This window comes from Microbacterium esteraromaticum, assembly GCF_900163815.1.
GTDB classification, from domain to species: domain Bacteria; phylum Actinomycetota; class Actinomycetes; order Actinomycetales; family Microbacteriaceae; genus Microbacterium; species Microbacterium esteraromaticum_B.
On the sequence record NZ_FUKO01000013.1, the window covers coordinates 1 to 24,272 of the forward strand.

The window sequence follows — 24,272 nt, forward strand, 5'->3', positions numbered from 1 at the left end:
TACTCGTATCTTGTCAATCACTTGTGAGACATAGTTGTGAGAATCGCCGAGCCTGAGAAACTCGCGAACCATTGTCAATGTCCGAAGTCGTCGACACTTCTGCCCGAAGTCCTCAACACCCGCGCCCGCCAGCCCGCCCACGGGGCGGCGCGGCTGTCTCCTTTCCCATGGGTTGCGAGACATAGTCGCAACTTGACGCTTCCGTCGCCACTCGCTCAATCGCGAGCGACGTGTTCGGGGCGTGGAAGATGATCCGTGATATCGATTGATTGAGTGGGTGGTAAAGAGATTGCGGCCGGGTCGATTGGTGTTGGATTCACGTCGATACTCCTTCAGCGAGAGACAAACGCGCTCGTGCTGGGCGCGTTGGGGACGTTTAAGCAGGTGGTTCGCCATCGTCTGCTGGTTGGATGCTTGAGCCGGAGGATGCTTGCCAGACGACGCGCAGCACATCGATGACGTCGTCGGAGTTCGCGCCGGTGGCGTCGGCTGCGGCGACGAGGTCGCGAATGTGTCGGATGACGGCACGAGGGAGTATTGCCGCCGATTCGGCGACCCGTGTTCCGGCGGCGGTGCGGGTGACGACCAGTCCGTCTCGCTCGAGGAGTTTGTATGCTTTCGCCGCAGTTCCGGCTGCCACGCCGAGGTCACTTGCTGTTTGTCGCACGGTCGGAAGCCGCTCGCCAGCGCCGAGCTGACCGGAAGCGATGAGTCCACGAAACTGTCGGTATATGTCGATCGCGGGGCTGGTTTCATCGGTTGACGACAACACCGGCTGGGTTGTCATCGCACAACCTCTGAATCGGTCGTTTGCGTGGTGAGCGCGGGTGACTGGTCGCGGACCGGCATGCGTCGAAGCTGGCGGATGACCAGAAGCAGCAGCACGAATCCTCCAATCTCAACGACGGGCGCGAGCCAGCCGGCGATGGCAGCGAACTCTGCGTACCGCCATGCCGCCTCGTAGGTTCCCGATTGCGGTGTGTCCCCTTGAACGACCAGCCCTGAAATAGATCCCGAGCTGGCGATGAAGCGCCACGCGCCAGCAAGTGCGAGCAGCACCGCGGCAGTCGCGAGATGCACGGCACCGGCAGCAATACCCGAACGAGCAGTCTGCTCGACACCAGCAGTTTCCGGACGCAGGAACGGACGCACTGCATTGAGGTGGAGCGCTACCAGGGTCACTGCCGTCAGAGCGGCGAGACAAGCGAGGACAGGCACCCCGTACGCCCACCCGTAGAACCACGGACGAATCGGGTCTATCGACTCGTTCGGTATCAGGATTTCAAGATAGATGTATCGGCCTCGGCTATCGGGCGATGATGCGACTCCGGCGGTGATCGTCGTCACCAACAGAGCGACTACAGCGACACCCGCTCCCACCAGGCCCGCACGCGGACCGAAGCTTGTCCAGGTGCGCCGAGCACCAAGGACGGCAGGGTGCGCAGGCCGTGCCGACCCTCCGAAGCGGATTACAGCGAGCAGGACACCTAATCCCACGAACGCAACAAAAACCGGGAGGGCAAACCGCCACCATGAGACGACATCGGCCATATTCAGGACGTAGCCACGGACGATGTTCTCAGCCATGAAGATGAAGATCACCGCAAGCGCAGCGATACCGAGCGCGCGACGCTCTCGCGTGTACCGAGCGTTGACCGCCATCACCGCATCATAGGAGAGATTCGCCAGCCGATGATCCGAGGATGATCCCCTCGTAAAAGTGACGATGCCCACAGTGAGGATCAACGCGAGCAGCAAGGACACTGCAGGCAATGTGAGGGCCGCACCCAGAAGCTCGGCCAATCCGTACGAGAAGATATTTCGCGACATGCTGTCTCCGCTTCACTTGTTGTGCCACATGTCTATCACAAGTTGTAGCAGGACATAAGTACAAGCTCCGCGACTGGTGAAATTAAAACGCATATACGAGCTATCATTTGGCGCGGGAATATCAGTGTCCGAAGTCGACGACACGGTTAATCACATAGTCCGTAGTGCGGCCGACAAATGGCACCTGAGCGTCTGAAGTCCTTTGCACAGTCCTAGGTGGACGTCCCGTGACGCCACGCTCGATGCGGTGTTGTGTGGGCCCTTGGCCCGGCCACGGGATGTTAGACCGTTGTGCTCCGTCACCTGCGTCTTTGCGATTGCGTTAGCACTCTGCGTCCGTCGTCGCGCAGGTCACCGCTGGGCGAAACATGTCGATACAAGGTCTGGCGACTCACTCCGAGTTCTTTGCAGAGGTCGCCGACGGTTGTATCGGGTTGGCCCATGGAGGCCATGGCGAGTCGAATCTTCGCCGCGGTCATCTTGTAGGGCCGGCCGCCTCTACGGCCTCGGGCGCGAGAGGCGGCCAGGCCAGCGAGTGTGCGCTCTCGGATGAGTTCGCGTTCGAACTCAGCCAGGGCAGCGAATATCCCGAAGACGAGTTTGCCAGACGATGTGGAGGTGTCGATGGCGGAACCTTCGCCGGTAAGAACCTTCAATCCGATCCCGCGTTGGGTCAGATCGTGAACGACGTTCACCAGATGGCGCAGGTCACGGCCGAGGCGATCAAGCTTCCAGATGACCAACGTGTCCCCTTCGCGGAGAGCTTTGACGCATGCGACAAGTTGCGGGCGGTCATCTTTCTTCCCGGACGCGTGGTCTTCATAGAGAGCATCGGCGTCAACGCCCGCGGCGACGAGTGCATCGCGTTGCAGATCAGTGTTCTGTGATCCATCGGCTTTCGAGACGCGCATGTAGCCCACCAGCAATGTGATCTCCTTTGGTTGTCACGTATACGACCGTTTGGGTGACAATTCCTTTTGATCCGGATCAGACCGGCTCGATCGTCACAATACCCGTCATTTATTCTATGTCTTGTGAACCATGACTACTGGGCTGTTATGTGACAAACCCGGTGCCGTCCTCCGTGAACGCATGGCAGCGAGCGTCGGTGGAAGGAAAGCTTCGGGAACGTCGAGGTCAATCAAGTCGCTGCGGATGCTCCGAAACGTCTTCTCGGTGCGCGTGAGACTCGTCAGGATCGCGAGCATGTGCTCTGCGGCAAGCGGATCGTGCTGGGCGAGAGTGAGCGCTTCGGCCGCCGCTTCTCGCGCCTCGTCCCAGATATCGCGCGGTGGCAAGCCGTCGTGCGCTGGGCGATCTGGTTCAGGGGTCAAGAGGTGGCCGAGTGTGCCGCGTGCGTTAATCTCTCCGGTTCCGACCAGGTGCATAGCTGTCGCGGACGCTTCGAGATACATCTCTTGCTGCGGCCAGGGTAGTGTCTCGTAGATTCGCGCAGCACCGACGATGCCAGCACGAGCAGGGTGCCCGGCCGTGCGCCAGATGAGTTCGATGGCGCGGCGTGAGCGGACTCGAAGTTTTGAGAGCGGAATCGAGAGTTCCTCGATGACGGTGCGCAGCAGGCGGAACCACACCCCAACATGGACTGTCCGGCGCGGTAAGACAACCGTGCCGGTCCTCAGAGCTTGCTCAGTGCGTATGTCTTGGATGACGACCTGTCGCGGAGCGGGCCTGTCGTTCGCCTTACTGTGCTCCCACCCGAAGAAAGCGTAGGGCCCGAACGCAGCGTTGAGCCTGCAACCGTGACGCGGGCAAGTGAGCGTGATCGGAAGTTGCACGATCAGCGGAAACGTGAGCGCTCTCGCTGTCGTGCTCTCGACACAGACCGGGCACACGCGGCTGACCGGTCTGTTCTTGGAATTGAGTGGCAGCCAAGCCCGCCAGTTCGTCACTTCTCGGTCAGGATGCTCCTTGTACGTGACGAGCACGGAGTCTTGGCGCACATACGTGTCAAACGCGACACCGGGCACCGGTTCAGGCTGGAGCGAATCGAGAAGCCACGGCACCCAGCCAGCTATTGTCATCCGACGCACCTGCTCCACCGGCACACCGGTACGCGCCGCCAGAATCGTGATCAGCTCCGAAGGCGCATCCAAGTCCAGTGACCCCGGCACGGGAGCGCCGGGTGGGATGAGGTCGTGGCGGACGAGCTGGTCGAGGTGCATCCCGTACGGAATGGCGAGCCTGTGAAGCCACGAGGTCAGCGCTTCGCCGTGGCCAGGCGTCGGATGAAGTGGCCACCGCTGCGTCATGGCAGTTCGCGCTCGAACAGACGTCGCCGTTCCGTGGGGCCGATGTATGACGCGATGAGGAGGGTGCGTTGGTTGATCGCTTCCTCGCCAGTCTCGATCGCTGCGACAGCAGCGTCCGTGAGTAGACGCGTGAGTTCTCCTATGGTTCCTTCACTGCGGGTGAGGAGGTAGCGGGCCATTTCTTCAGTGTCGATTATCGAGCGATCGCGAAGAGGGAATGCTGCTGCGAAGCTGGCCAGTAGCGCGCGCGTCTCATCGTTCGGTTCCCAGCGTGGTAGGGCGAACGGTTCGAACCGGTTTTCGAGTTGGTCGTCGGATCGGATCGCCATGTATGCCTCGCGCGTGCCGACCCCGACCAACGGGATGCGCAACTCGTTGCCTAGAAATCGCAGTACGTTCAGGAACTCGCGTCGAGTGTCACTGCGACCGGCCAGCACGTTTTGCAGCTCATCAATCACCAGCACCCGCACTCCGACCGCCCGTAACAGGGACAGAGTTGTCTGTTCCGTTTCCGATACGCGTTGTCGCGGGCGGAGCGGTGCCCCCAGTGCGGCCTGCAGCGCGACATAGAACCGGGAAACTGACGGCTCAGAAGGCATCTGAACAGCCAGCACTGGCACCTGTTCATGCTCGGCATGGGAGATCGGCGGGTGGAGACGGCGGAACTTCTCGATGATCATCGACTTGCCGTTGTTGGTCGGCCCTAGCAGCAGCAGGTTCGGCATGCGCTGCTTCTTCGGCCACTCGTACAGAGTCTCCAACCGTTCCAGCGCCTCGGAGGCGCGAGAGTATCCGATCCATCGGTCAGCGCGCACATGTCTGAGTCGCTCATCCGCGGGAAGGTGTGCGATCGGTTGCGCGCTGGGATGCAGATGCGTGAGGTCCGCGTCCGCAATCACGGCTTCCGCGTCCATCACCACTGTTCGATCTCTTCGAAGGGCATCACGCGGTCCTCAGTAGCCGGTCCGCTATTCCCCTCGGGCGGTAGAAGGTCAATCGGCGGGCGAGTCATAGAGATTTCGTCCGCGGTTCCGCTCCGTTTGCGACGTTCGGCGTTACGACGTGCCTTGCGGGTGGTGGAGCTTGCAGTTTCGGTGATCGTGCGCATGTGCTCGACCGTGCGGAACAGGGTATCTTCGTCAACCTGCTCTCGGCCCTCAGCGCGCAGCCGCTCCAGAGCGGCGCGGTGCTCCCACACGCTGACAGCCGGGTACGACAGCGTCCGGTACGGCACAGGCATATAGGAACCATCGTCGGGATCGAGCACCCAGATACGACTGATGTCCCGCGGATCTCGGCGGATCACGAATCGTTCCATCTGGCTACGGCGCGCGATCCACGGCTTTAGCCCGTTCCGAAAATAGTGCACGTGGTCGATCACGAACCCGGTCCGTGTCAGCTTCCGGCGCACCACGGGTAAAAAGTCCACCAGGAACGCGGATGCATCCGTGACCATCGACGGCACTGCCTCCTGGACCCCTGCTGTCCACAGCGCCAGTGGGGTTTGCCGGGTCGTGCCGTGGACCTGGCCGTGATAGCTGGAGACCGCCAAGGTCAGCCACTTCTCCAACTCGGTGACCGTCAGGACGGCTCGGGCGTCCGAATCGTAGCTTCCGCGCTGAGCAGGGTTGGAGAACGTCGTGCCCGGCAACTCGTGCACCATCTCCATCAGCGTCCCGATGACTCGCTCGATGATTCCGCCGTAGTGCGGACGCCCTGGAGGCCGATAGTTCAACTCGATCCCGTGCTCCTGGCACCCGCGCCGTAGCGCTTCACTCTTGAACTCCGACGCGTTGTCCAGATACAGCTCGCGCGGCTTCCCCGACATCGGCCACGTGACCTCGACACCCAGCCGCTCCAGCGATGCACGTTTGTCGGTGAGCATGTGCGCCAGACACAAACCGACCGAGAGCGCGGACGGCGCTTCCAACGTAATCACCAGTCCCACGATGCTCCGTGAACGCACGTCGATCGCCACGGTCACATACGGACGCCCGATCGGCAGACGGTGCTGCTCGTCCACCACGATCAGATCCACCACAGTGTGATCGATCTGTACCTGCTCCAACACTTCAACGATCGCAGGGACATCCCCGCCCGCTGATTGCAATGGGCGTGCTGCCTCTCTTCCTTCCCGACCCACAGTCTCCGTCCGGGGATCGAGCATGGCGATGCGACGCCGAACCGCACCACGTGAAGGAGCAGGAAGCCCCCGAAGCCGACACATCCGAATGATCTCGCGATGCACAGCAGCGATCGTCTTGCGTTGACGCGTCAGATAGTGCTTGCGGATCACCTCCCGAACGATCGTCTCCACCTCGACAGGCAGACGGGCCCCTCCACGGCCCCCACTGGAGCGGCCAGGGACGAGATCAGACACCGCGCCTTGACCGCCACGCCACAGCCGTATCAAGAAATAGACGCGCTCCCGAGAAATGCCCAGCTTCGTGGCCGCCTCGTCGACGGCGTATCCGCCCGTGCTGGATTCAGCAAGCGGCCCGATAACCGCTGCCCGCTCCACGGCCAGTTCCCACGCCGCATCGGGGACGGTCAGCAGACCGCGCCCAGAAATTCGGTCATCCTTGACCGGCTCTTCGTCCACACCACTATGGGACAACATGTCGGGTCATGCGCACAAGTAGTGACGCGAAAATGCCCCATACTCCTGCGCACAGCCCCCTGAACGACGCCATCATCTGTGCCGATCACTTCGGTCACTGACAACCCGCGACTGACTCACGAACGGTCGTTTGTGGCGCAGTGGGAAGACGACCTGTTCCCGGGATCGTCGGTTTTGGGCTAGAGCGACACGACCACATCGCAGACCTAGCGTCGCCCCGGTCGGCCGTTGGGTTACCAACAGATGTACACGGGAGGTTGGGTGGACTTTGAGAGGCCATGATTGGCTAGGTTGGTACATGGTGAGCCCCACCGGAGGAGCTCAATAGCCCAAGGGATAACGTGAAGAACTTTCTACTCGGCACGCTCAGCGTGCTTGTCGCTCTACCAATTCTGACCCCTGCCGTTGCGTCCGCAGAAACGACGCCAACGCCGGAATCCACTACCAGCGCTGAAACCACGTTCGCAGAATTGGACGGTGCAGGCTGGCCCGAGGACGAAGTTCTCGCGCTGAGTGACGACGACTTTGCAGAGCTACTGCCCCTCATTGACACCAAGTACCAGACTGATTTCACTAGCGGCGACTTCATGCTCGAGTCGAGCCCCCAGGACGCCAACGAGGTCTCCCCGTTCTATCTGGACTACACGCCTAGTCAGAACGAAATTAGACGATGCATTGCTGCACTGGGTCCAGTGACCTGCCACGACCTCAACCTGCTCGCGAATGTTGCGAACGCGCGGGTGAACGCAAGCTATCCCGTAAACACGCACCACAACGGCGTCGGAGATGCGTTCCGTCACTGCTACTGGAGTGGACTCATGACGATGGAGTTCAACGCAGCCGTCGCAGCAACGATGGGAGATATCCACGAGGACCATGCGTCACGGTACGGCCTGCAACCACCCGAGGAAAAGAGCATGGACCTTTTCAACAATGCGTTTGGTAGGCGCGTGGGGGACATGTACAACGACCGCGAGTCGATTGCACGGTACTGCTACCAGGCCTCGTACAACGGGTCCCTGCGTACGCTGTAGAGACCCACGTGCAGGACACGCCGCTCTCTTCCCGGGCGCTGCTCTTGCTGCCAGTGGCTTCGTTACGCGGCGGGGCTCAAGCACATCAAGCCCCGCCGCGATCGATTGAGGCCGTCGGTCCGGCATTGGATAGACACGAGGACGGAAATAATGAACAAAGAGCTGACAGCCGGCGGAGTCGGCACCATTGGACTTCTGCTGTTACTTACAGGGTGTGCGTCGTCTGAGCCGGCCCTCGGTTCGCTCGAGTCGGGACTCGAGGTCAGCGGGAACACTGCAACGCTCACGATCTCCGAGGCGGTGACGGTTGAGGCAGACTCGGGCGAGTTTGTCTTGGCCTGCCCGTATGCCACAGTGGATAGCCTCGATGGGGCGTTCGGTGACGGGTGGGAAAGCAACAGCGACGCCAAGCGACTGCCCGGGTTGGACGAGGGAGAGTATTCACTCTTGGCACTCGTCGGCGGCGAGGTCGAAGTTATAGGAGTGTATCCACGCAGCCCGATCGATCTTTGCGCTGCTAGCGGTGACGCAACTACAGGGGCAGTGTTTCAGTCAAGCGAGGCACTCCAGCTCACTCGAGAGGCAGACATCTGGCGCTTGTCGACTTGACGTTGCTCCTGGCGCTCGACGATCTAATTCGTGTGCGCGCCGCTCGGATCGCACGGGCATATCGACGTCGTTGAGAGGACGGCGGTCACGAATGCTCCACCAAGAGGGACTGGCCTAGTCGCCGGATCCACCTCAGGGTGCCCGCTGGGCAGCGAGTGGACTCGCGCCACCCGGGAGCCGTCAATACGCACAACAGATACCTCTCCTCTGACGATCTACGCCGCGAGAACCATGACATCTAGCGGTGCGATTCACACCGCCACCCACTCCCCCGGCCCGGTGTCTCATGTGGTTTGTCGCGAAACCCTAGGGTTATGAGACAGTGAATCCTTGGCGAGGTCATCACTTCGTCGATGCACCGAAACTGTCAGATCGAAAGGCCGCGAGAGGGGGCTGGGAGGCTCCATGACGACATTGAGTGCGGTGGTCGATATCGCTCTGGTTGGCGTCGAGGCGCGGATGACGGCAACGATTCTCCGGTCGGCAGTTCGTCGGGCGGGCAGTCGCCGGTAGCGTGGAGTCATGCACGGGCGCAGACTTTCATGGTTGGTGGGTGGCATCGGACTTATCGCTTGCGGTGTCGTTGGCGTCATCCGTAGCTCGGTTCTAGGAGTGTCCGGGGCGAATACCGTCCTTACGCTTCTAGCTGACGTGCTCTGGGCTGGTGCGATCCTCGTTCTGGCCGTCGGCTTGAGCCGCGAGGGCAGTGTCGTCGCGCGCAAGCCTCTGGGGATAGTGGCCTCGGCCGCCGTGGCCTTGTGGCCCTTGACAGACACTCTCGTTAATCTGTTCGCTGGCCCCGACAATCTCGAGCAGGCTGACGCCTGGGTGTTCTGGGAATACCTATCGATGGTGCTGCCGCTGATGGTCGGGTTGATCGCGGCAATGCAAGTAGCTCGCGCCCACGTAGTGCCAGCTCCATGGTGCTGGGCACCGCTCTGGGTACTCGGTGCCCAGACAGTGGCGTGGATCCTGCCACAGCTGATCGGCGTCGCCTCGCCGACTGTCTTTATGGAGATGTCTGGCGTTATCGCCGCACTCGGAACCCTCAGCTTCCTGACCGCGACCCTGGGGCTCGGCATCCTGGCGATCCTGCTTTCCAACCGCTCACGAGCAGGAACAGTACCCGTCTTCCAGTCCTCGACACCCGATTAACCGCATCAGGATCGCAAGGAATACGGGCGTCTCGTAACCTCGGTGTCTCGTAACCCATGCGTTACGACGCAATCGTCCTTGGCTACTCTTGCAGCATGGACCATGAGCACGATGCATTTGCGCAGTCGGGGTGGGCAAAGTTCGCTAGGGATTTCATCCCGGCGACGCATAGGGGGCTACCAATGTTGCGCCTGTATCTCCCGTTTCGAGATCCGGCCCTTGAGCAAGGTCGGGACGTAGTGCGATGGTCACAGTATGTCGATGTCGAGGAGGAGCCCGCGTCGCTGAATTGGTTCGAAGCTACTGGGGCGATAGCTGATGAGCAGCCCTCAGTACGAGGGCTTGTCTCCTGCATGGGAGAACTGGACGATTCGACGGTTGACGCGCTCCGTGACGGGATCGGGGATATCGCACTCCGGTGCCTCCGATGGGTCGGTTATGGTGAAACCCCGGACAACGCCGCCACAACGCGCGTGTTCGGTGAGGAGTACTTCGAGGCCGATCTAGGACCTGAGGATGTGGGGCCTGGACGACGAGTCCCGGAGTTTGCGTGGGATGCGGAAGGCCGGCTCGCTTGGGGCGGCCGGCTCTATCCCGATTCATTGATCGTTGCCGCCGAGTTACCCATCTTCAGGCAACTAAGAAATGACCCACGTATTGATAGCGTCTCGGTCAGACCTGATCGAGACGTCCTTCCCGGTAGCGCAGGCGACTGACGCAATCGCAAACCCGGACGGGCACGTGTGTCTCGTAACCTCGGTGTTTCACAACCCATGGGGTGTGACACAGCAGATACCGAGGCTGTCGGAGTATCTCAGGGAGCGCGGCCATACTGGCCCCATGAGATTGGTGATGCGTGCAGCCCTGGCCTTGGCCGCGTTGGGTGTCATCGCATCAGTATCGGGGTGCTCAAGTGCGTCAGATCCTGTCGAGCCTGCCATGTCGCGTCAACTGGACGCCGCAGAAAGTGTCGTCTACAGCGTCATGACTGACCCCACTACGAGCGCACCGACGCCCGAAGCGCTCCTAGACCGACTGTCCGCTGCCGCCATCCTCTGGGACGCAGAGGAAGATGCGCCCTCCTTCTCCGAGGATGAGGGCACGCCGGTCCTTTACAACTATCAAATGGACGCTGGCGACAAAGATGGAGCCTTCGATCTATTTGTCGCGTCCGGGATCGACAAGCATCATTCGATACCGGGATGGTTCGATTCCAGGCCGATTCGGGTCTACACCTGTTATCGGATCGAGGTTTCTTTTGAGGCGGGAACTCTTTCCGACTTCCGTCGGAGTCATGATTACGGTGAGGATCAACTTACGTGCCCCCCGAAACTCGTGAGCGCGCTCGGCGATGGTGCCCAGTATCGAGAGCCCTGGATATTCGACGGGTAACGGACGCTCTGAGCGCAGCCTGCCAAGTGTCTCGTAACTCCGGTGTCTCCTAACCCATGGGATACGAGACAGTCGCCCCACCTCGCGCGATCGGCTGACGCACACGAGTGTTGAGGACTTCGGACAGAAGTGCCGATGACTTCGGACATTGACACCTGTTGGGAGGACCGCGGTCCCGGCGAGTCTCATATCTATGTCTCGCAACCTGCCGGCTAACTCGAGGTACTCACCCATAGTTACGAGACAGCCGAAAATGATCGTTTCGGCGGGAACAGTCTGGTGCGCGGCCCGACCCACTCAGAACGGCGCAACCGCTCCCGACAATGTCTCCCACCGCACCGGCGTCGCTCTGCTGCTGGATGCGGATTCAGAATCGGGTTCTGACGGCTCGGACGGCACGAACATCACTCGCAGCGGTGGCGAATCGCGGTAGGTGCGCCCCAGCGGGCTGGTCCACTCGAGCGACCAGTCGGGGAGCTGTCTTGCGTTCCAGCGGTGCTCCTCTGGAATATCCGGATGCTTCAACACATGATGCGACTTGCAGAGGTGCGCGAGGTTGGTGATGCAGGTCGGGCCACCCTTCGCATAGTCGTGCGTGTGATCGATCTCGCAGCGGTGAACAGGCATACGGCAGCCGGGGAAACGGCAGTGCTGGTCTCTTGCCATCAGGAACCGGGACATGCCGGCGGTGGGGGAATAAGTATCGGTCCTTGTGACGAACCCCTTGGTGTCGAGGAATAGGCGGGTCCATCCACCGTTTCGTCCGGCCAGTGCCCGCGCAACATCAGGGTCGAGTGTCCCGTTTCCGTCGAGTTGCGCGGGGTTGTCATCAAGCCCGGCAAGCGTGCTGGCGGCGACCGTGACCTGAATCCGTGCCGTGACATTCTCGAGTCCGTCGCCGAACACGTCGGACGGAGCAGCACTGAGGAGCAGATCGCTCAGCAGATCCGCGCGAACTTCATCGATCCCACGGGTGTCTGCGGGAATCTCAATCGGCTTCGGCCCGGCGGCGATGATGTCCTCCATCGCGTCTTCATACGCTGCAGCGACGACCGGGTCATCCAGCGGACCCGCCTCGGGAACCCACGACCCGATAGCCGCCGGCTCACCAGAGAGGAACGGGTCGATCGTGTACGTGTCGTCGACGCCGAAGATCGCACGGCTGTCGTTGGTGCCGTCGGGCAGCGCTTCCGGAGCGTGCTCGAGGAACGTCGGCATGCGATCTTCGGGACTGTCTTTGATATGACGGCTCATGCGAGACAGCCGATCCATGATGGCGACGGCCTGATGGGTCGGCAGCAGAGCGACCAGAAAAGTCAGTTCGTCGTCATAAGGACGAGTGCTCACGTACTGATCCGCTCGCGCAGCCTTGTGGCGCTCCGTGACGGTCTGCGGCGCAAGCGCTGCAGCAAGCTCTCTGACGTGTGCCCGGGTGCGGGATGGCGCTTCGGTCTCTGCGAACTCCAGCGCCGCGGCTTCGAACAGGCGCAGCGTGTCGGGCTCGACGGCGCTTTCGTTCACCGCTTGAATGACGCGGTGCGAGGCGCGGAGGATCTCACGCACGTGCGCGGCAGTGACCGTGCCAGCGTCGAAGGACGCCTTCAGTGCGGGAAAAGACGTACGCAGCATGTCAGCATCCGTGAACGCGATCTCGATGCTGCCCTTCGCCATCCGACCCGCGGCCGAATACTCGGCGACCATGGAACGTCGGATCGTCTCGCGATGCAGGGGAGCGTCGGCGACATCTGACGCCATCAACTCAGCCCGGCGAGCCAGAAGATCTGCCGACTTCGCCTCCCACACGGCGATCTGCCGACGCGCCTCGAGCCACTCGTCGAGCAGAGCGGCCTGCTCGGCAAGAGGGGAGATCGCGTCGTCGGCCATGCATCCAGTATAGAACATATCTACGAATGCGGGAAGAGGTGTGGAGAACTTTTCAGACGAAATCGGCGTTCGAATAGCGGCCCGAAAATGCGCTCATTCGCATGCCGCCCGCATAGCATCCAGCCACCGATCGGTCTCTCGCGGATGCCGCAGCCGCACGATCGCGAGATGAGGGAAGCGCCCTTCGTACCCGGGCATCAGTTCTCGCCAGCGACCCAGCGTTTGCGTCTGCCAGCGCAAGACGTTCTCCTCTGGCGCGGTCGTCATCGCCAGTCGCCAGAGGGTCGGCTCGCGGTTGCCGTTCCACAGCTCCCGGCGCAGGATGCTGCGGCCCAGCGTTCTGCGCCACAGACGTGCGCGCACGACGCGGTCCGGATAGTCGAGCCACACCACGAGGTCAGCACGCGGGGGCAGAACGTCATTCACCCCTTTCGACGTGTACTGCCACTCGCTGACCCACGTATCCGAGGCGGCGAACGCACGAACGTCGTCGAGAAAGCCCGCTCGAGGCGTCCACCCGGGACCATGGTGCAGCGCATCCAGCTCATAGGTCGGCAGACTCAGCACCGCACCGACCCGTCGGGCGAACGTCGTCTTCCCTGACCCCGAGACGCCAGCAATGAGGATCCGCTGCGGTGCGAACGGCAGCGGGTCATCGGCGCTGAACATCTGTTGATGCTAACAATGGAATACGCTCCAGCCTCCCGTGGTTGGCTGACAGTGTGAGCGAACCCATTTCAATCGATATCTGGTCCGACATCGCCTGCCCGTGGTGCTACATCGGCAAGCGAAACCTCGAGAAGGGCATCGCGGCCGTCTCGGCGGATGCCGACGCGCCGCAGGTGTCAGTGACATTCCACTCCTACGAGCTGTCGCCAGACACGCCCCTGGATTACGAGGGCAATAGCGGCGACTACTTCATCGAGCACCGCGGCATGCCCCGCCCGCAGCTGGAGCAGATGCAGCAGCAGGTGGTCGCTGCAGCATCCGCCGCCGGACTCGAATACGATCTCGACGCGCAGAAGCACGCGAATACGGCGCGCGCTCACGAACTGATCCATTTCGCGAAAGCGCAGAACCGTCAGGGAGAGATGAAGGAGCGCCTGATGTCGGCGTACTTCTCTGAAGGACGCGGAATCGGCTCGATCGACGATCTGACCGAGTTGGCAGGCGAAGCCGGCCTCGATCGCGACGCCGCGCGGACCGCGATGGCGAGCGGGCAGTTCCGCGACGATGTCGCCGCAGACAAGGAACAGGCACGTGCCTACGGAATCACCGGCGTGCCGTTCTTCGTCATCAACGGTCAGTACGGCATCTCCGGCGCTCAGCCCCCGGAGGCGTTCGAGAACGTCCTCCGCGACCTGTGGGCCAAGCGCAATGAGGAGACCACTGCAGCAGCTGAATGATCAGTCGGCCGCGCCGCTCACGACTAGCGGGTGAGCGCGGCCTCGATCGCTGCGACGACTTCGGGCGAATCCGGCTTCTGCTTGGGACGGAACCGTGTCACCGTGCCGTCGGCAGCGATGAGGAACTTCTCGAAGTTCCACTCCACGCGCCCGGCCTTGCCGCCAGCATCCGGCGTCTCCTTGAGCGCCTTGAAGAGGCCGGTCGCGTTCTTGCCGTTGACCTTCACCTTGTCGTTCACCGGGAAGGTGACGCCATAGGTGGTCGAGCAGAAGTCGAGGATCTTCTCCATCGAGCCCGGTTCCTGACCCATGAACTGGTTGCACGGGAACCCCACGACGCTGAAGCCCCGATCACCGTACTTGCGCTGCAATTGCTCCAGCTGCTCGTACTGCGGGGTCAGTCCGCACTTCGACGCGACATTCACCACGAGAACGACCTCGGAACCCAGACCTTCGATGGTCTGCTCGGCTCCGGAGGCGTCGGCAAAAGGAATCTGACGAATGGCGGAATCAGTCATATTCCACAGCTTAGATCCGTGCAGGCTCAACGCGGCTCAGTCTGGGAGAATGGAGGGGATGACTATTGCTCCAGCCCCTGCCCGCGCCCTGCGCATCGGCCCGATCGAACTCGACGTGCCGGTTGTTCTCGCCCCCATGGCGGGCATCACCAACACGGCGTTCCGTCGGTTGTGCAGGGAGTACGGTGCGGGGCTCTACGTCAGCGAGATGATCACCTCGCGCGCCCTCGTCGAGCGCAACGACATCACCATGCGGCTCATTCAGCACCATGAGAGCGAAACACCGCGCTCTATTCAGCTGTACGGCGTCGACCCGAAGACGATCGCTGAAGCGGTGCGCATCATCGTCGCCGAAGACCGCGCCGATCACATCGACCTCAATTTCGGATGCCCGGTTCCCAAGGTCACCCGCAAGGGCGGGGGAGCAGCCCTCCCGTGGAAGATCGGCCTGTTCGCCGACATCGTCGATCAGGCAGTGAAGGCTGCAGGAGATGTGCCGCTGACGGTCAAGATGCGCAAAGGCATCAACCGCGACCACCTCACGTTCCTCGACGCCGGTCGCGCCGCGGAGGATGCGGGAGCCGCGGCCGTCGCACTCCATGCCCGCACCGCGAGCGAGTACTACTCCGGGCATGCCGACTGGAGCGCTATCGGCGAGTTGAAGCAGGCGGTCACCAGCATCCCGGTTCTCGGCAACGGCGACATCTGGTCTGCCGATGATGCCGTGCGGATGATGTCGGAAACCGGATGCGACGGCGTCGTCGTCGGACGCGGATGCCTCGGACGACCGTGGCTGTTCGGCGAGCTGTCGGCAGCACTCGGCCCCGCCGATGCGCCGCAACCGCCTGCCGTCGACGCGACGCTGGCATTTGTCGCCGAGGCGTTCCGCCGGCATGCGCACCTGCTCGTCGAGTTCTTCGAGGATGAGGATCGCGGCTGCAAGGACATCCGCAAGCACGTCTCCTGGTATTTCAAGGGGTATCCGGTCGGCGGCGAGACCCGTTCTGCCCTCGCCAAGGCCTCCACCCTGCAGGAGATCGATGACCTGCTCGGCACTCTCGGCGATGCGCCGTATCCGGGCGTCGGCGCCGAGGGCCAGCGCGGAAGGCAGGGCACAGCCAAGCGCACCGCGCTGCCGGAGGGCTGGCTGGAGTCCCGCGACATCGGTGCGGGAATCAGCGACATGATGCGCGGCGCAGAGGTCGAGAACAATGGCGGATGACATCTCGTCCGGCGCGGAGTCGCCGCGTCGCCAACTCGTCGACGGCTATCGTGATCACGACGCGGAGCGGTTCTTCGAAGAGACCCACCGTTCCGAGCGAGACGACTTCTCGCGCGACCGCGCCCGAGTGCTGCATTCGGCGGCCCTCCGTCGCCTCGCCGCGAAGACCCAGGTGCTGAGCCCCGCGAGCACCGCAGACTTCGCGCGCAACCGGCTCACGCACTCGCTCGAGGTGGCGCAGGTCGGCCGCGAACTGGCCAGCGCCCTGGGCGTCTCCGCAGACGTCGTCGACACCGCCTGCCTGAGCCACGACCTCGGGCATCCGCCGTTCGGCCACAACGGCGAGCGAGCGCTGAACGACTGGGCGGAGCACATCGGCGGCTTCGAGGGCAACGCGCAGTCGCTGCGCATTCTCACCCGCCTCGAGGCGAAGGTGATCGACGATCACGAGCATTCCGTCGGGCTCAACCTCACCCGGGCGACGCTCGATGCCACGTGCAAGTATCCGTGGACGGTCGACAGTCCCGTCCCCGATCCCGGCGGTCGCTTGAAATTCGGGGTGTACCCCGAAGATGAAGCAGTGTTCCGGTGGATGCGCGACGGTGCCCCAGGCCGGCTGCGCTGCATCGAAGCCGAGATCATGGACCTTTCCGACGACATCGGCTACTCCGTGCACGACTTCGAAGACGCCATCGTCAACGGCTACGTCAATGTCGCGCAACTCTCCGCACCGAGCGAACACGACGCGCTCATCAGCAGGATCCAGCAGTGGGTCGGCTATGACTTCACCCGCGATGAGCTCGATGACGCGCTGTATCGGCTGACCTGTCAGCCGATGTGGCTGATGTCATTCGACCGCTCGCGGCGAGATCTGGCACGCCTGAAGAACCTCACCAGCGATCTCATCGGGCGCTTCGCCCGGGCATCCGTCGCCGCGACCAGAGACGCCTATCCGGGGCCGAGGCTGGCGCGCTACAGCGCGCACGTCGTCGTACCGAGGGTGGTCGAGGCCGAGATCGCGGTGCTCAAGGGCATCATGGGCCAGGCCATCGTGACGATCGAAGCGCGCAAGGGCGTCTACAAGGAGCAGCGTCGGGTGCTCACTCGACTGGCCGATGCGCTGTGGTCGACCGATGCGCTCTGGTCGGCCGGCGCCGATGTGCTCGAACCCGCCTTCTCTGCCGACTTCACCGCCGCGACGAACGATGCCGAGCGCGCCCGCGTTGTCGTCGATCAGGTCGCCAGTCTGACCGACCAGACCGCAGTCGACTGGCACAATCGCCTCGTCGGCGAGATCGATCCCGCCGAGGTGGGCATCTGGTCTCCGCGTCATGCACGCCCAGGAGCGCACCGTCGCCCCGAACCTCAGGTGGTAGTCGAAGGAGCGGTCTGATGGCCCGCATCCTCCAGGCAGATGTCGAAGAGGTGAAGTCGCGTACCAACATCGCCGACATCGTCGGCGAGCGGGTCGCGCTGAAGTCCGCCGGGGTCGGGTCGTTGAAGGGGCTGTGCCCGTTTCACGACGAGAAGAGTCCGAGCTTTCACGTGCGCCCGCAGGTGGGGTATTACCACTGCTTCGGATGCGGGGCATCCGGTGACGTCTATTCCTTCCTGCGCGAACTCGATCACGTCAGCTTCACCGAGGCCGTCGAGCGGCTCGCCGGGCGCGCGGGGTACACACTGCACTATGAAGACGGCGGCCCTGCTCCCGAGACGAGCGGACGCAGTCGGCTTTATGCGGCGAACACCGCTGCGGCAGAGTACTTCCGCACGCAGCTGCTCAGCGCGGAGGCCGAGAGCGCCCGGCGCTTTCTGGGCGAGCGCGGTTTCGACGCCGGCGCTGCCGCGCACTTCGGCGTCGGCTATGCGCCGCGCGGATGGGACCACCTGCTCAAAGCGCTCACGGCGCAGGGATTCTCTCGCGATGAGCTCAGCGCAGCGGGCCTCGTCTCGACCGGGCAGCGCGGCGTGTACGACCGGTTCCGCGGTCGCGCCGTGTGGCCGATTCGCGACATCACCGGCCAGACGATCGGGTTCGGCGCGCGCAAGCTCTATGACGACGACCAGGGCCCGAAGTACCTCAACACGCCTGAAACGCCCATCTACAAGAAGGCGCAGGTGCTGTACGGTCTCGACCTCGCCAAACGCGACATCGCACGGGGAGAGCAGCGCCGCGCAGTGATCGTGGAGGGCTACACCGATGTGATGGCCTGCCATCTCGCCGGCGTCACGACGGCGATCGCCACCTGCGGCACCGCGTTCGGCCCCGAGCACATCAAGGTGCTGCGCCGGGTCATGGGCGACGATTCCGCCGCAGGTGAGGTCGTCTTCACGTTCGATGGCGACGAAGCCGGCCAGAAGGCCGCCCTGCGCGCATTCTCAGAGGATTCCCGCTTCACCGCGCAGACCTTCGTCGCGGTCGCACCGGACGGGCTCGACCCGTGCGATCTGCGGCTGCAGCGCGGAGACGCGGCCGTGCGCGGGCTGATGGATGCCAAGGTGCCCATGTTCGAATTCGCCATCGACCGCAAGCTCGCGGGCTATGATCTCGCCACCGTCGAGGGGCAGGTGGGGGCACTGCGTGCCGCGGCGCCGATCGTTGCCGAGATTCGCGACGAGCTCCTGCGCCCCGGATATGAGCGCGTGCTGGCGCGCCGTCTGGGCATGGATCCGACAGCGGTGCGGCAGCAGGTGCAGCGTGCGGCCAGGGGCAGCGCTGCCGGAGCGAAACACGAGGAGCAGCATCCGCATGGTGCACCGGCCGCCGACCAGGAGGTCAGCACCCGCGTTCGCCTGGCCGACCTGCCTCGATCGGCGGAAGTCGCGCTGGAGCGCGATTCACTGATGGGCGTACTGCAGTACGGGCATCGCGTCGAGCCGGAGCTTCTGCAGCGCGCGCTTGCCGAGCCGTTCCGCAGCCCGGCACTGGAGGCTGTGCGCGAATCCGTCGCATCCGTCGCCGACCGCACGCGGGTCGGATGGGCGACGTCGGCAGCGGATGCCGTGCGCGAGCCCTACCGCGCTCTGGCCGGAGAGCTGCTGATGATGCCGTTCCCTGCTCGCGACGAGGCGGGGGCCGTGGCATCCGCTACTGATCTCTGTCGACGACTGATCGTGCGCGGAATCGAGCGCGAGAAGAACGAACTGCTGGGCGCCGTGCAGCGGGTTCCGGCGGACTCCGACGGCGGTCGAGCGCTGCGCATGCGACTGCGCGATATCGATGTGGAGCGGATGCGCTTCGCCGAGTCATAACCGCGGTCGGGCCGGGAGCAGGCAGGATGGAAGCATGCCTTCCGCCACCGACGCCGCCATCGACTGCTCTGATCTGGTCATCGACCGGATCGGACACGGCGGCGTGACGCGGGCCATCGACGGCGTGACCTTCCTGGTGCGGCCGGGCGAGCTGCTCTGCATCGGCGGACCGACGGGTTCGGGCAAGTCGACGCTGGTCACCGCTCTCGCCGGCATGGGCGACGCGTCGCTGAAGGTTGCGGGCGGGCGTGCCGATGTCTGCGGTGTCAACATCCGCAAACCAGGGCGCAAACGGCGAGTGCTGACAGCGTTGAGCGGCTACGTCGCGCAGGCGGCCGGAGCGCATCTGCCGCCGCGACTGACAGTGGGCGAGGTGATCGGAGAGCCGATCACCTCACGCGAGAAGAAGGTGAACAGCCGGGCGCTGGCGTTCCGTGTCGCCTCGCTGCTGGATGAGCTGCATCTGCCGCTGGGAGCGGCGACCAAATTCCCTTACGAGCTCAGCGCCGGGATGCGTCAGCGGGTGGCGATCGCACGCGCCCTCGTCCTGGAGCCGCGCGTGCTGATCGCCGATGAGCCACTCGCCAACCTCGATCTGGAGGTGCGCCCGGTCGTGTTCGACGCGATCACCCGACGCCGCACCGAGGGGTCGATGGCAGCGCTGCTGGTGACCAACGACGCGGCCTTCATCCGCGAACTCAACGCCGAGGCGCTTCTGCTGCGCACGGGCCATGTCGTGGCCAGGGGCATCGGAAAAGACCTCATCTGGGCCCCCAATGCGGAAGCCGATTCACTGGGCTGAGCGCGCCACGCCCGGGACGTCGCTCGTGTTCGAACCCCGCGCAGGTCTTTGCTAAGCTGGACGAGTTGCCCGCTCAGCGTGCACATTCCCCTGTAGCTCAATTGGCAGAGCAGCCGACTGTTAATCGGCAGGTTGTTGGTTCGAGTCCAACCGGGGGAGCGAACACGAAGGAAGCCCCGTCCACATGGACGGGGCTTCCTTCGTTAACCGAGAGAAGCGGGTCAGAGGAGGTCGGCGCGCAGCTGCGCTGGAGACTTCGGCGAGAGCAGGCCGGGGGCGACGTCGAAGGGGGTCTTCGCGCCATGGTCGCCGGATGCTGCCAGGCGGGCTGCAGCGCGGGCATAGGCGACGAGCACGCTGGCGGTGAACTCCGGGTTGGACTCCAGCGCAAGGCGGAACTCGACCGTCTGCTCGGTGTTCGCCGACGTGGTGCCGCTGCGGATCACGAATCCGCCGTGCGGGACACCCGCATGATCGCGTGCGAGCTCTTCAGCGGAGATGAACTGCACCGTGGTGTCGTACGGCTCGAAATAGTCGGGCATCGTCACGATGGCCTCGCGGACAGCATCCGCATCGGCACCCTCGTCGAGCACCACGAAGCACTCGCGGGTGTGCTTCTCGCGCGTACTGAGCTCGGGCAGATCACCGGCGCGCACCTGAGCGATCGCGTTCTCTGACGGGATCGTGTACTGCACGCCAGCGGCGACGCCGGGAACGCGGCGCACAGCATCCGAATGACCCTGGCTGAGCCCCCGTCCCCAGAATGTGTACGTCTCGCCCTGCGGCAGAATCGCCTCGCCATACAGACGCTGCAGCGAGAACAGACCCGGATCCCACCCCGTCGAGATGATCGCCGTCGTGCCCGCCGCGCGGGCGGCGGCATCGACGGCAGCGAAGTGCTCGGGGATGCGGGCGTGCGTGTCGAAGCTGTCGACGATGGTGAAAGCGGATGCCATCGCCGGGCTCTGCTCGGGAAGATCGCTCTTGGAACCGCCGCAGAGCACGAGCACGTCGATGTCTGCGCGCATCGCCTCGAGATCGTCCACGGCACGCACCGAGACATCGGAGGAGACAGTGGTGACGGATGCCGGGTCGCGGCGCGTGAAGACGCCGACGAGCTGCATATCGGGGTTCAGACCCACCGACCGCTCGACGCCTCGTCCCAGGTTGCCGTAGCCGACGATGCCGATGCGGATCGGTGTGTCCATGGTTTCTGCCCTTTCGCGTGGATCAGATCTTGGCGTTCTTCATCGACGCGTCGAGCGAACCGCCGGCGCCGTCGATGATGATGCACTGCACGACCCGGTCGCCGAGTTCCTTCCAGGTCTGCGCCGTCGGCTCGAGCCAGCGGATGTCGAGCGACGACTCCTCCCACGGCACGCCCACGTAGGTCTCGAACTCGGGAATGCAGTTGTCGCGCACCGCATCTTCGATGACCGCAGCATCCGGGAAGTCGTCGCCATCGAGGTCGAACTCGTAGTAGACCTCTTCATCGTGCGGGGTGTCGCAGGCGACGACGTCCGTGGCCTGCACCTCGCCTTCGCTGTCGCTGAGCTTGCAGTCGCCGACCTTGAGGTTGAAGATGTCGATGTTCTGTGCGTCTTCGACCTGGCCGGAGTCGTCGCGCTTGGCATCGCCGCCGCTGCCGCCGCTGCCGATCACGCTCGAAACCATGCTGCAGCCGGTCAGTGCCAGCGAAAGAGCCAGGGCGGCTCCGGTCAGAGCAACTCCGCGACGGATACGCGTAGACGACATGTGGTGCACTCCTCAGTGAAGGGATGAGAAAAGGGAAGGAAGAGAAGGCGACGGAACGCTGCGCGTCGCCTCCCACATCGTAATGACCGTGGGCCGTGCGCGGCAAGTCGAGATCATCGCGGGGAGGTCAGCTCTCGAAGCCGTCGACACCGGGCATCCAGCAGGCATCGCCGCGCGTCCAGCTGCGCTTGCGGGCGATCTTCTGGGCGGTCTTCCAATCGCTGTCTGAAAGCCGATCGATGTACAGGATGCCGTCGAGGTGATCGAACTCGTGCTGCATGATGCGCGCGCGCCACCCATCGACCTCGATGTGCACAGACGCGCCGGTGAGATCGGTGCCGGTGACCACGACCCGCTCCGAGCGGCGCAGCGGGAACCGCTCGCCGGGGAACGACAGGCAACCCTCTGACTCGTCATCCTCGTCCGGGCTGCCCGGTTCAGGAGGCGTCATCCACAGGACGGGATTGATGATCTCTCCGCGCCACGGCTGCTGGTCGTCGTCGACATACGAGTACACGAAGATGCGCAGCGAGACTCCCACCTGTGGCGCGGCGAGACCGACACCGGGCGCGAGATCCATCGTCTCGTACATGTCGGCGACGAGGCCGCGGACCTCATCGGTGACCTCCGTCACCTCGGTCGCCACGGAGTGAAGAACAGGATCGCCCATGATTCGGATCGGAAGAACAGCCACGCCACAACACTACTGGGCGCCCGGTGGCAGGTATGGTGAGACGGTGCAGTATGGGGCGGAATATGTCACGGGTGTGACCGATCAGCTGGTCGGCGTCTTCGAGAACCCGGCGCTTCTGCTCGGGATCCCGCTCGCTCTGGCCGGAGCCGTGTTCATGTCGCTCGGCGCGCAGTATCAGCACCGCGGTGTCGAGAAGGTGGAGAAGCTCACCGGCACCGAAGGCACCGCAGGCCTCAGCGCCGCGCAGCTGAAGGGTCTGCTGACGCGGCCGTCGTGGATCTTGGGCACGCTGATGCTCGGCTTCGCCGTAGTCTGCCAGCTCAGCGCGATCGCCATCGCTCCGCTGATCGTTGTCCAGCCGCTGGGAGCGGTGGCGCTGGTGATCACCACGCTGCTGAACGCGCGGATCTCGGGGCACACACCGACAAGGCAGTCGCTGATCGCGATCGGCGCGTGCATCGGCGGCATCTTCCTCTTCGTCTGCCTGGCGGCGCTGTATGCCACCGAAAGGCCGATCAGCAACAACGACCTGTTCATGATCCTCACGATCCTGCTGCTGGTCATCATCGTGCTGGGCGCGTGCTGGCTGATCCTCCGTCATCGCATGCGGGCACTGTTCTACGTCACCGGCGCCGGCATCCTCTACGGGTTCGTCGCGACGCTCGCGAAGGCCGTGATCAGCCGCATCCAGGCATCGAACTTCGACTGGCTCACCGTGGTCTGCGTGATCGCGCTCATCGCAGCCGCGGTGGTCGGCGCGTACTTCGTGCAGACGGCCTACAGCTCAGGTCCCCCTGATCTCGTCATCGCCGGACTCACGGTCATCGATCCGATCGTCGCGGTGCTGATCGGCGCACTGGTGCTCGGCGAAGCATCTGCGGCGCCGCCCTGGGTTCTGGTCCTGTTCGGGGTCGCCGGAGCGATCGCCGTCTGGGGTGTTTTCGGACTCGCTCGCTATCACCCGCAGGTGATCAGCCACAGCCAGGAGCTGGACATCCAGCGGGGGAGCGAGAAGCCATCACCCGAGAACGGGCCCTCGAACGATCAGTAGTCGCGGTCGATGAGCTCGGGAGAGACTTCAGCGGCAGCAGCCTCATCGACGAAGAAGACGGTGCGACGGCGCCCCTTCGCCCCGGCCGCCGGCACGCTGGCGTAGCTGGCCCCGGCGAGTGCGAGCCCGAGTGCCGAAGCCTTGTCGGCCCCCGTCAGCACCAACCACACGCGCTTGGATGAGTTCAGCACCGGTCGGGTGAGGGTGATGCGCTCCGGAGGCGGCTTCGGAGAGTTGCGCACGGGCAGCGCCGCGGCACCCGTCACCGTGACTTCAGGCCGATCCGGGAACAGCGACGCGATGTGGCCATCAGGACCCACGCCGAGAAAGCACACCGCGAACGACGGCCATGCATCGTCCTTGCTCGCGTATCGAGCCAACTCGGCCGCGTACGCCGCAGCCGCGTCATCGAGGCTCAGCCCGTCAGACGGCGCCCCTGTCTCGTGGATGTTCTCGGCGGGCACCGCGATGTGATCGAGCAGCGCCTGACGCGACTGCAGCGAGTTGCGGTCGGCGCTGTCTCGCTCGACGAAGCGCTCGTCGCCCCACCAGAAGTGCACGAGCGACCAGTCGATGCTCTCCGAGCGCTCATCAGCAGCGGTCGCCGCCAGCACGGCGGCACCCATCGATCCGCCGGTCAGACACACGTGCGCGATCCGGCCGTTGCGCGTGCGCGCCTTCAGGCGAGTGAGGAAACGGTCGGCGACTCGCGTTGCGAGCGCCTTCGGTGTCGACTCCACGACCACGGACTTCATCGAACCCTGGACGGTCATATTCT

The 24,272-nt window shown here is 63.7% G+C and carries 24 protein-coding genes and 1 tRNA gene; 12 read left to right on the top strand and 13 right to left on the bottom strand.

Translation table 11 applies throughout. The features are described 5' to 3' along the window. Positions 1–376: 376 nt before the first annotated feature. The 6 genes from FM104_RS04535 to FM104_RS04560 form a co-directional block, all read right to left on the bottom strand. Positions 377–787 (bottom strand): GntR family transcriptional regulator, encoded by a 411-nt coding sequence (locus tag FM104_RS04535; protein ID WP_087130282.1) that lies wholly within the window; start codon positions 785–787, stop codon positions 377–379. Further along, entirely contained in the window at positions 784–1,662 is an 879-nt protein-coding gene (locus FM104_RS04540; RefSeq protein ID WP_143738248.1) for a hypothetical protein, read from the bottom strand. The genes FM104_RS04535 and FM104_RS04540 overlap by 4 nt, the downstream gene beginning before the upstream one ends. A gap of 467 nt (positions 1,663–2,129) precedes the next feature. Then, positions 2,130–2,756: a recombinase family protein gene (locus tag FM104_RS04545; RefSeq protein WP_087130284.1), complete on the bottom strand. Its 627-nt coding sequence runs from the start codon at positions 2,754–2,756 to the stop codon at positions 2,130–2,132. 99 nt (positions 2,757–2,855) lie between these two features. Then, the gene (locus FM104_RS04550; RefSeq protein WP_087130285.1) at positions 2,856–4,100 is read right to left on the bottom strand and encodes a TniQ family protein; all 1,245 of its coding nucleotides are present in this window, start codon (positions 4,098–4,100) and stop codon (positions 2,856–2,858) included. Further along, a complete protein-coding gene (locus FM104_RS04555) occupies positions 4,097–5,014 on the bottom strand; it encodes a TniB family NTP-binding protein (RefSeq protein ID WP_087130286.1) in 918 nt (305 codons plus the stop codon). Before FM104_RS04555 ends, FM104_RS04550 begins: the two co-directional genes overlap by 4 nt. Continuing rightward, positions 5,014–6,702: a Mu transposase C-terminal domain-containing protein gene (locus tag FM104_RS04560; RefSeq protein ID WP_444875229.1), complete on the bottom strand. Its 1,689-nt coding sequence runs from the start codon at positions 6,700–6,702 to the stop codon at positions 5,014–5,016. The genes FM104_RS04555 and FM104_RS04560 overlap by 1 nt, the downstream gene beginning before the upstream one ends. Positions 6,703–7,061: 359 nt before the next feature. Here FM104_RS04560 and FM104_RS04565 point away from each other — a divergent pair, with 359 nt between their 5' ends. The 5 genes from FM104_RS04565 (at position 7,062) to FM104_RS04585 (ending at position 10,910) form a co-directional block, all read left to right on the top strand. Next, a complete protein-coding gene (locus FM104_RS04565) occupies positions 7,062–7,754 on the top strand; it encodes a DUF6973 domain-containing protein (RefSeq protein WP_087130288.1) in 693 nt (230 codons plus the stop codon). Between the two features lie 150 nt (positions 7,755–7,904). After that, positions 7,905–8,363: a hypothetical protein gene (locus tag FM104_RS04570; protein WP_087130289.1), complete on the top strand. Its 459-nt coding sequence runs from the start codon at positions 7,905–7,907 to the stop codon at positions 8,361–8,363. A gap of 651 nt (positions 8,364–9,014) precedes the next feature. Continuing rightward, a complete protein-coding gene (locus FM104_RS04575) occupies positions 9,015–9,518 on the top strand; it encodes a hypothetical protein (RefSeq protein ID WP_143738249.1) in 504 nt (167 codons plus the stop codon). A 95-nt stretch (positions 9,519–9,613) separates the two neighbouring features. Next, positions 9,614–10,234: a hypothetical protein gene (locus tag FM104_RS04580; RefSeq protein ID WP_143738250.1), complete on the top strand. Its 621-nt coding sequence runs from the start codon at positions 9,614–9,616 to the stop codon at positions 10,232–10,234. 124 nt (positions 10,235–10,358) lie between these two features. Beyond that, a complete protein-coding gene (locus FM104_RS04585; protein ID WP_143738251.1) occupies positions 10,359–10,910 on the top strand; it encodes a hypothetical protein in 552 nt (183 codons plus the stop codon). Positions 10,911–11,207: 297 nt separating this feature from the next. On the opposite strand, the gene FM104_RS04590 is transcribed toward FM104_RS04585, so the two are convergent. Continuing rightward, positions 11,208–12,794, bottom strand: coding sequence for an HNH endonuclease signature motif containing protein (locus FM104_RS04590; RefSeq protein WP_143738252.1), 1,587 nt, complete (start codon positions 12,792–12,794; stop codon positions 11,208–11,210). A gap of 93 nt (positions 12,795–12,887) precedes the next feature. Next, positions 12,888–13,463: an AAA family ATPase gene (locus tag FM104_RS04595; protein ID WP_087130293.1), complete on the bottom strand. Its 576-nt coding sequence runs from the start codon at positions 13,461–13,463 to the stop codon at positions 12,888–12,890. Between the two features lie 53 nt (positions 13,464–13,516). On the opposite strand from FM104_RS04595, the gene FM104_RS04600 reads away from it, so the two are divergent. Next, positions 13,517–14,200 (top strand): DsbA family oxidoreductase, encoded by a 684-nt coding sequence (locus FM104_RS04600; RefSeq protein ID WP_087130294.1) that lies wholly within the window; start codon positions 13,517–13,519, stop codon positions 14,198–14,200. Between the two features lie 23 nt (positions 14,201–14,223). On the opposite strand, the gene FM104_RS04605 is transcribed toward FM104_RS04600, so the two are convergent. Next, positions 14,224–14,718, bottom strand: coding sequence for a glutathione peroxidase (locus FM104_RS04605; RefSeq protein ID WP_087130295.1), 495 nt, complete (start codon positions 14,716–14,718; stop codon positions 14,224–14,226). A gap of 58 nt (positions 14,719–14,776) precedes the next feature. On the opposite strand from FM104_RS04605, the gene dusB reads away from it, so the two are divergent. The 5 genes from dusB to FM104_RS04630 all read left to right on the top strand — a co-directional run bounded on the left by dusB (position 14,777) and on the right by FM104_RS04630 (position 20,153). Continuing rightward, complete coding sequence (dusB, locus tag FM104_RS04610; RefSeq protein WP_087130296.1) at positions 14,777–15,940, top strand: tRNA dihydrouridine synthase DusB; 1,164 nt, start codon at positions 14,777–14,779, stop codon at positions 15,938–15,940. Then, complete coding sequence (locus tag FM104_RS04615) at positions 15,930–17,333, top strand: deoxyguanosinetriphosphate triphosphohydrolase (RefSeq protein ID WP_087130297.1); 1,404 nt, start codon at positions 15,930–15,932, stop codon at positions 17,331–17,333. The genes dusB and FM104_RS04615 overlap by 11 nt, the downstream gene beginning before the upstream one ends. Next, positions 17,333–19,192: a DNA primase gene (gene dnaG / locus FM104_RS04620; RefSeq protein WP_087130298.1), complete on the top strand. Its 1,860-nt coding sequence runs from the start codon at positions 17,333–17,335 to the stop codon at positions 19,190–19,192. Before FM104_RS04615 ends, dnaG begins: the two co-directional genes overlap by 1 nt. A gap of 34 nt (positions 19,193–19,226) precedes the next feature. After that, a complete protein-coding gene (locus FM104_RS04625) occupies positions 19,227–19,994 on the top strand; it encodes an ATP-binding cassette domain-containing protein (RefSeq protein ID WP_087130299.1) in 768 nt (255 codons plus the stop codon). Between the two features lie 86 nt (positions 19,995–20,080). After that, a tRNA-Asn gene (locus FM104_RS04630) sits at positions 20,081–20,153 on the top strand. Between the two features lie 62 nt (positions 20,154–20,215). Here FM104_RS04630 and FM104_RS04635 read toward each other — a convergent pair. The 3 genes from FM104_RS04635 to def form a co-directional block, all read right to left on the bottom strand. Then, positions 20,216–21,202 carry a diaminopimelate dehydrogenase gene (locus tag FM104_RS04635; protein WP_087130300.1) on the bottom strand — a complete coding sequence of 329 codons (987 nt, stop codon included), beginning with the start codon at positions 21,200–21,202 and terminating at the stop codon, positions 20,216–20,218. A 22-nt stretch (positions 21,203–21,224) separates the two neighbouring features. Beyond that, complete coding sequence (locus FM104_RS04640) at positions 21,225–21,749, bottom strand: septum formation family protein (protein WP_087130301.1); 525 nt, start codon at positions 21,747–21,749, stop codon at positions 21,225–21,227. A 127-nt stretch (positions 21,750–21,876) separates the two neighbouring features. After that, a complete protein-coding gene (def, locus tag FM104_RS04645; RefSeq protein ID WP_087130302.1) occupies positions 21,877–22,443 on the bottom strand; it encodes a peptide deformylase in 567 nt (188 codons plus the stop codon). A gap of 43 nt (positions 22,444–22,486) precedes the next feature. Between def and FM104_RS04650 the strand changes: the two genes are divergently transcribed. Beyond that, positions 22,487–23,494 (top strand): multidrug DMT transporter permease, encoded by a 1,008-nt coding sequence (locus FM104_RS04650; protein ID WP_256971521.1) that lies wholly within the window; start codon positions 22,487–22,489, stop codon positions 23,492–23,494. Here the strand turns inward: FM104_RS04650 and pgl are convergent. Further along, positions 23,488–24,267: a 6-phosphogluconolactonase gene (gene pgl, locus FM104_RS04655; RefSeq protein ID WP_373407831.1), complete on the bottom strand. Its 780-nt coding sequence runs from the start codon at positions 24,265–24,267 to the stop codon at positions 23,488–23,490. The genes FM104_RS04650 and pgl overlap by 7 nt on opposite strands. Positions 24,268–24,272 lie beyond the last annotated feature (5 nt).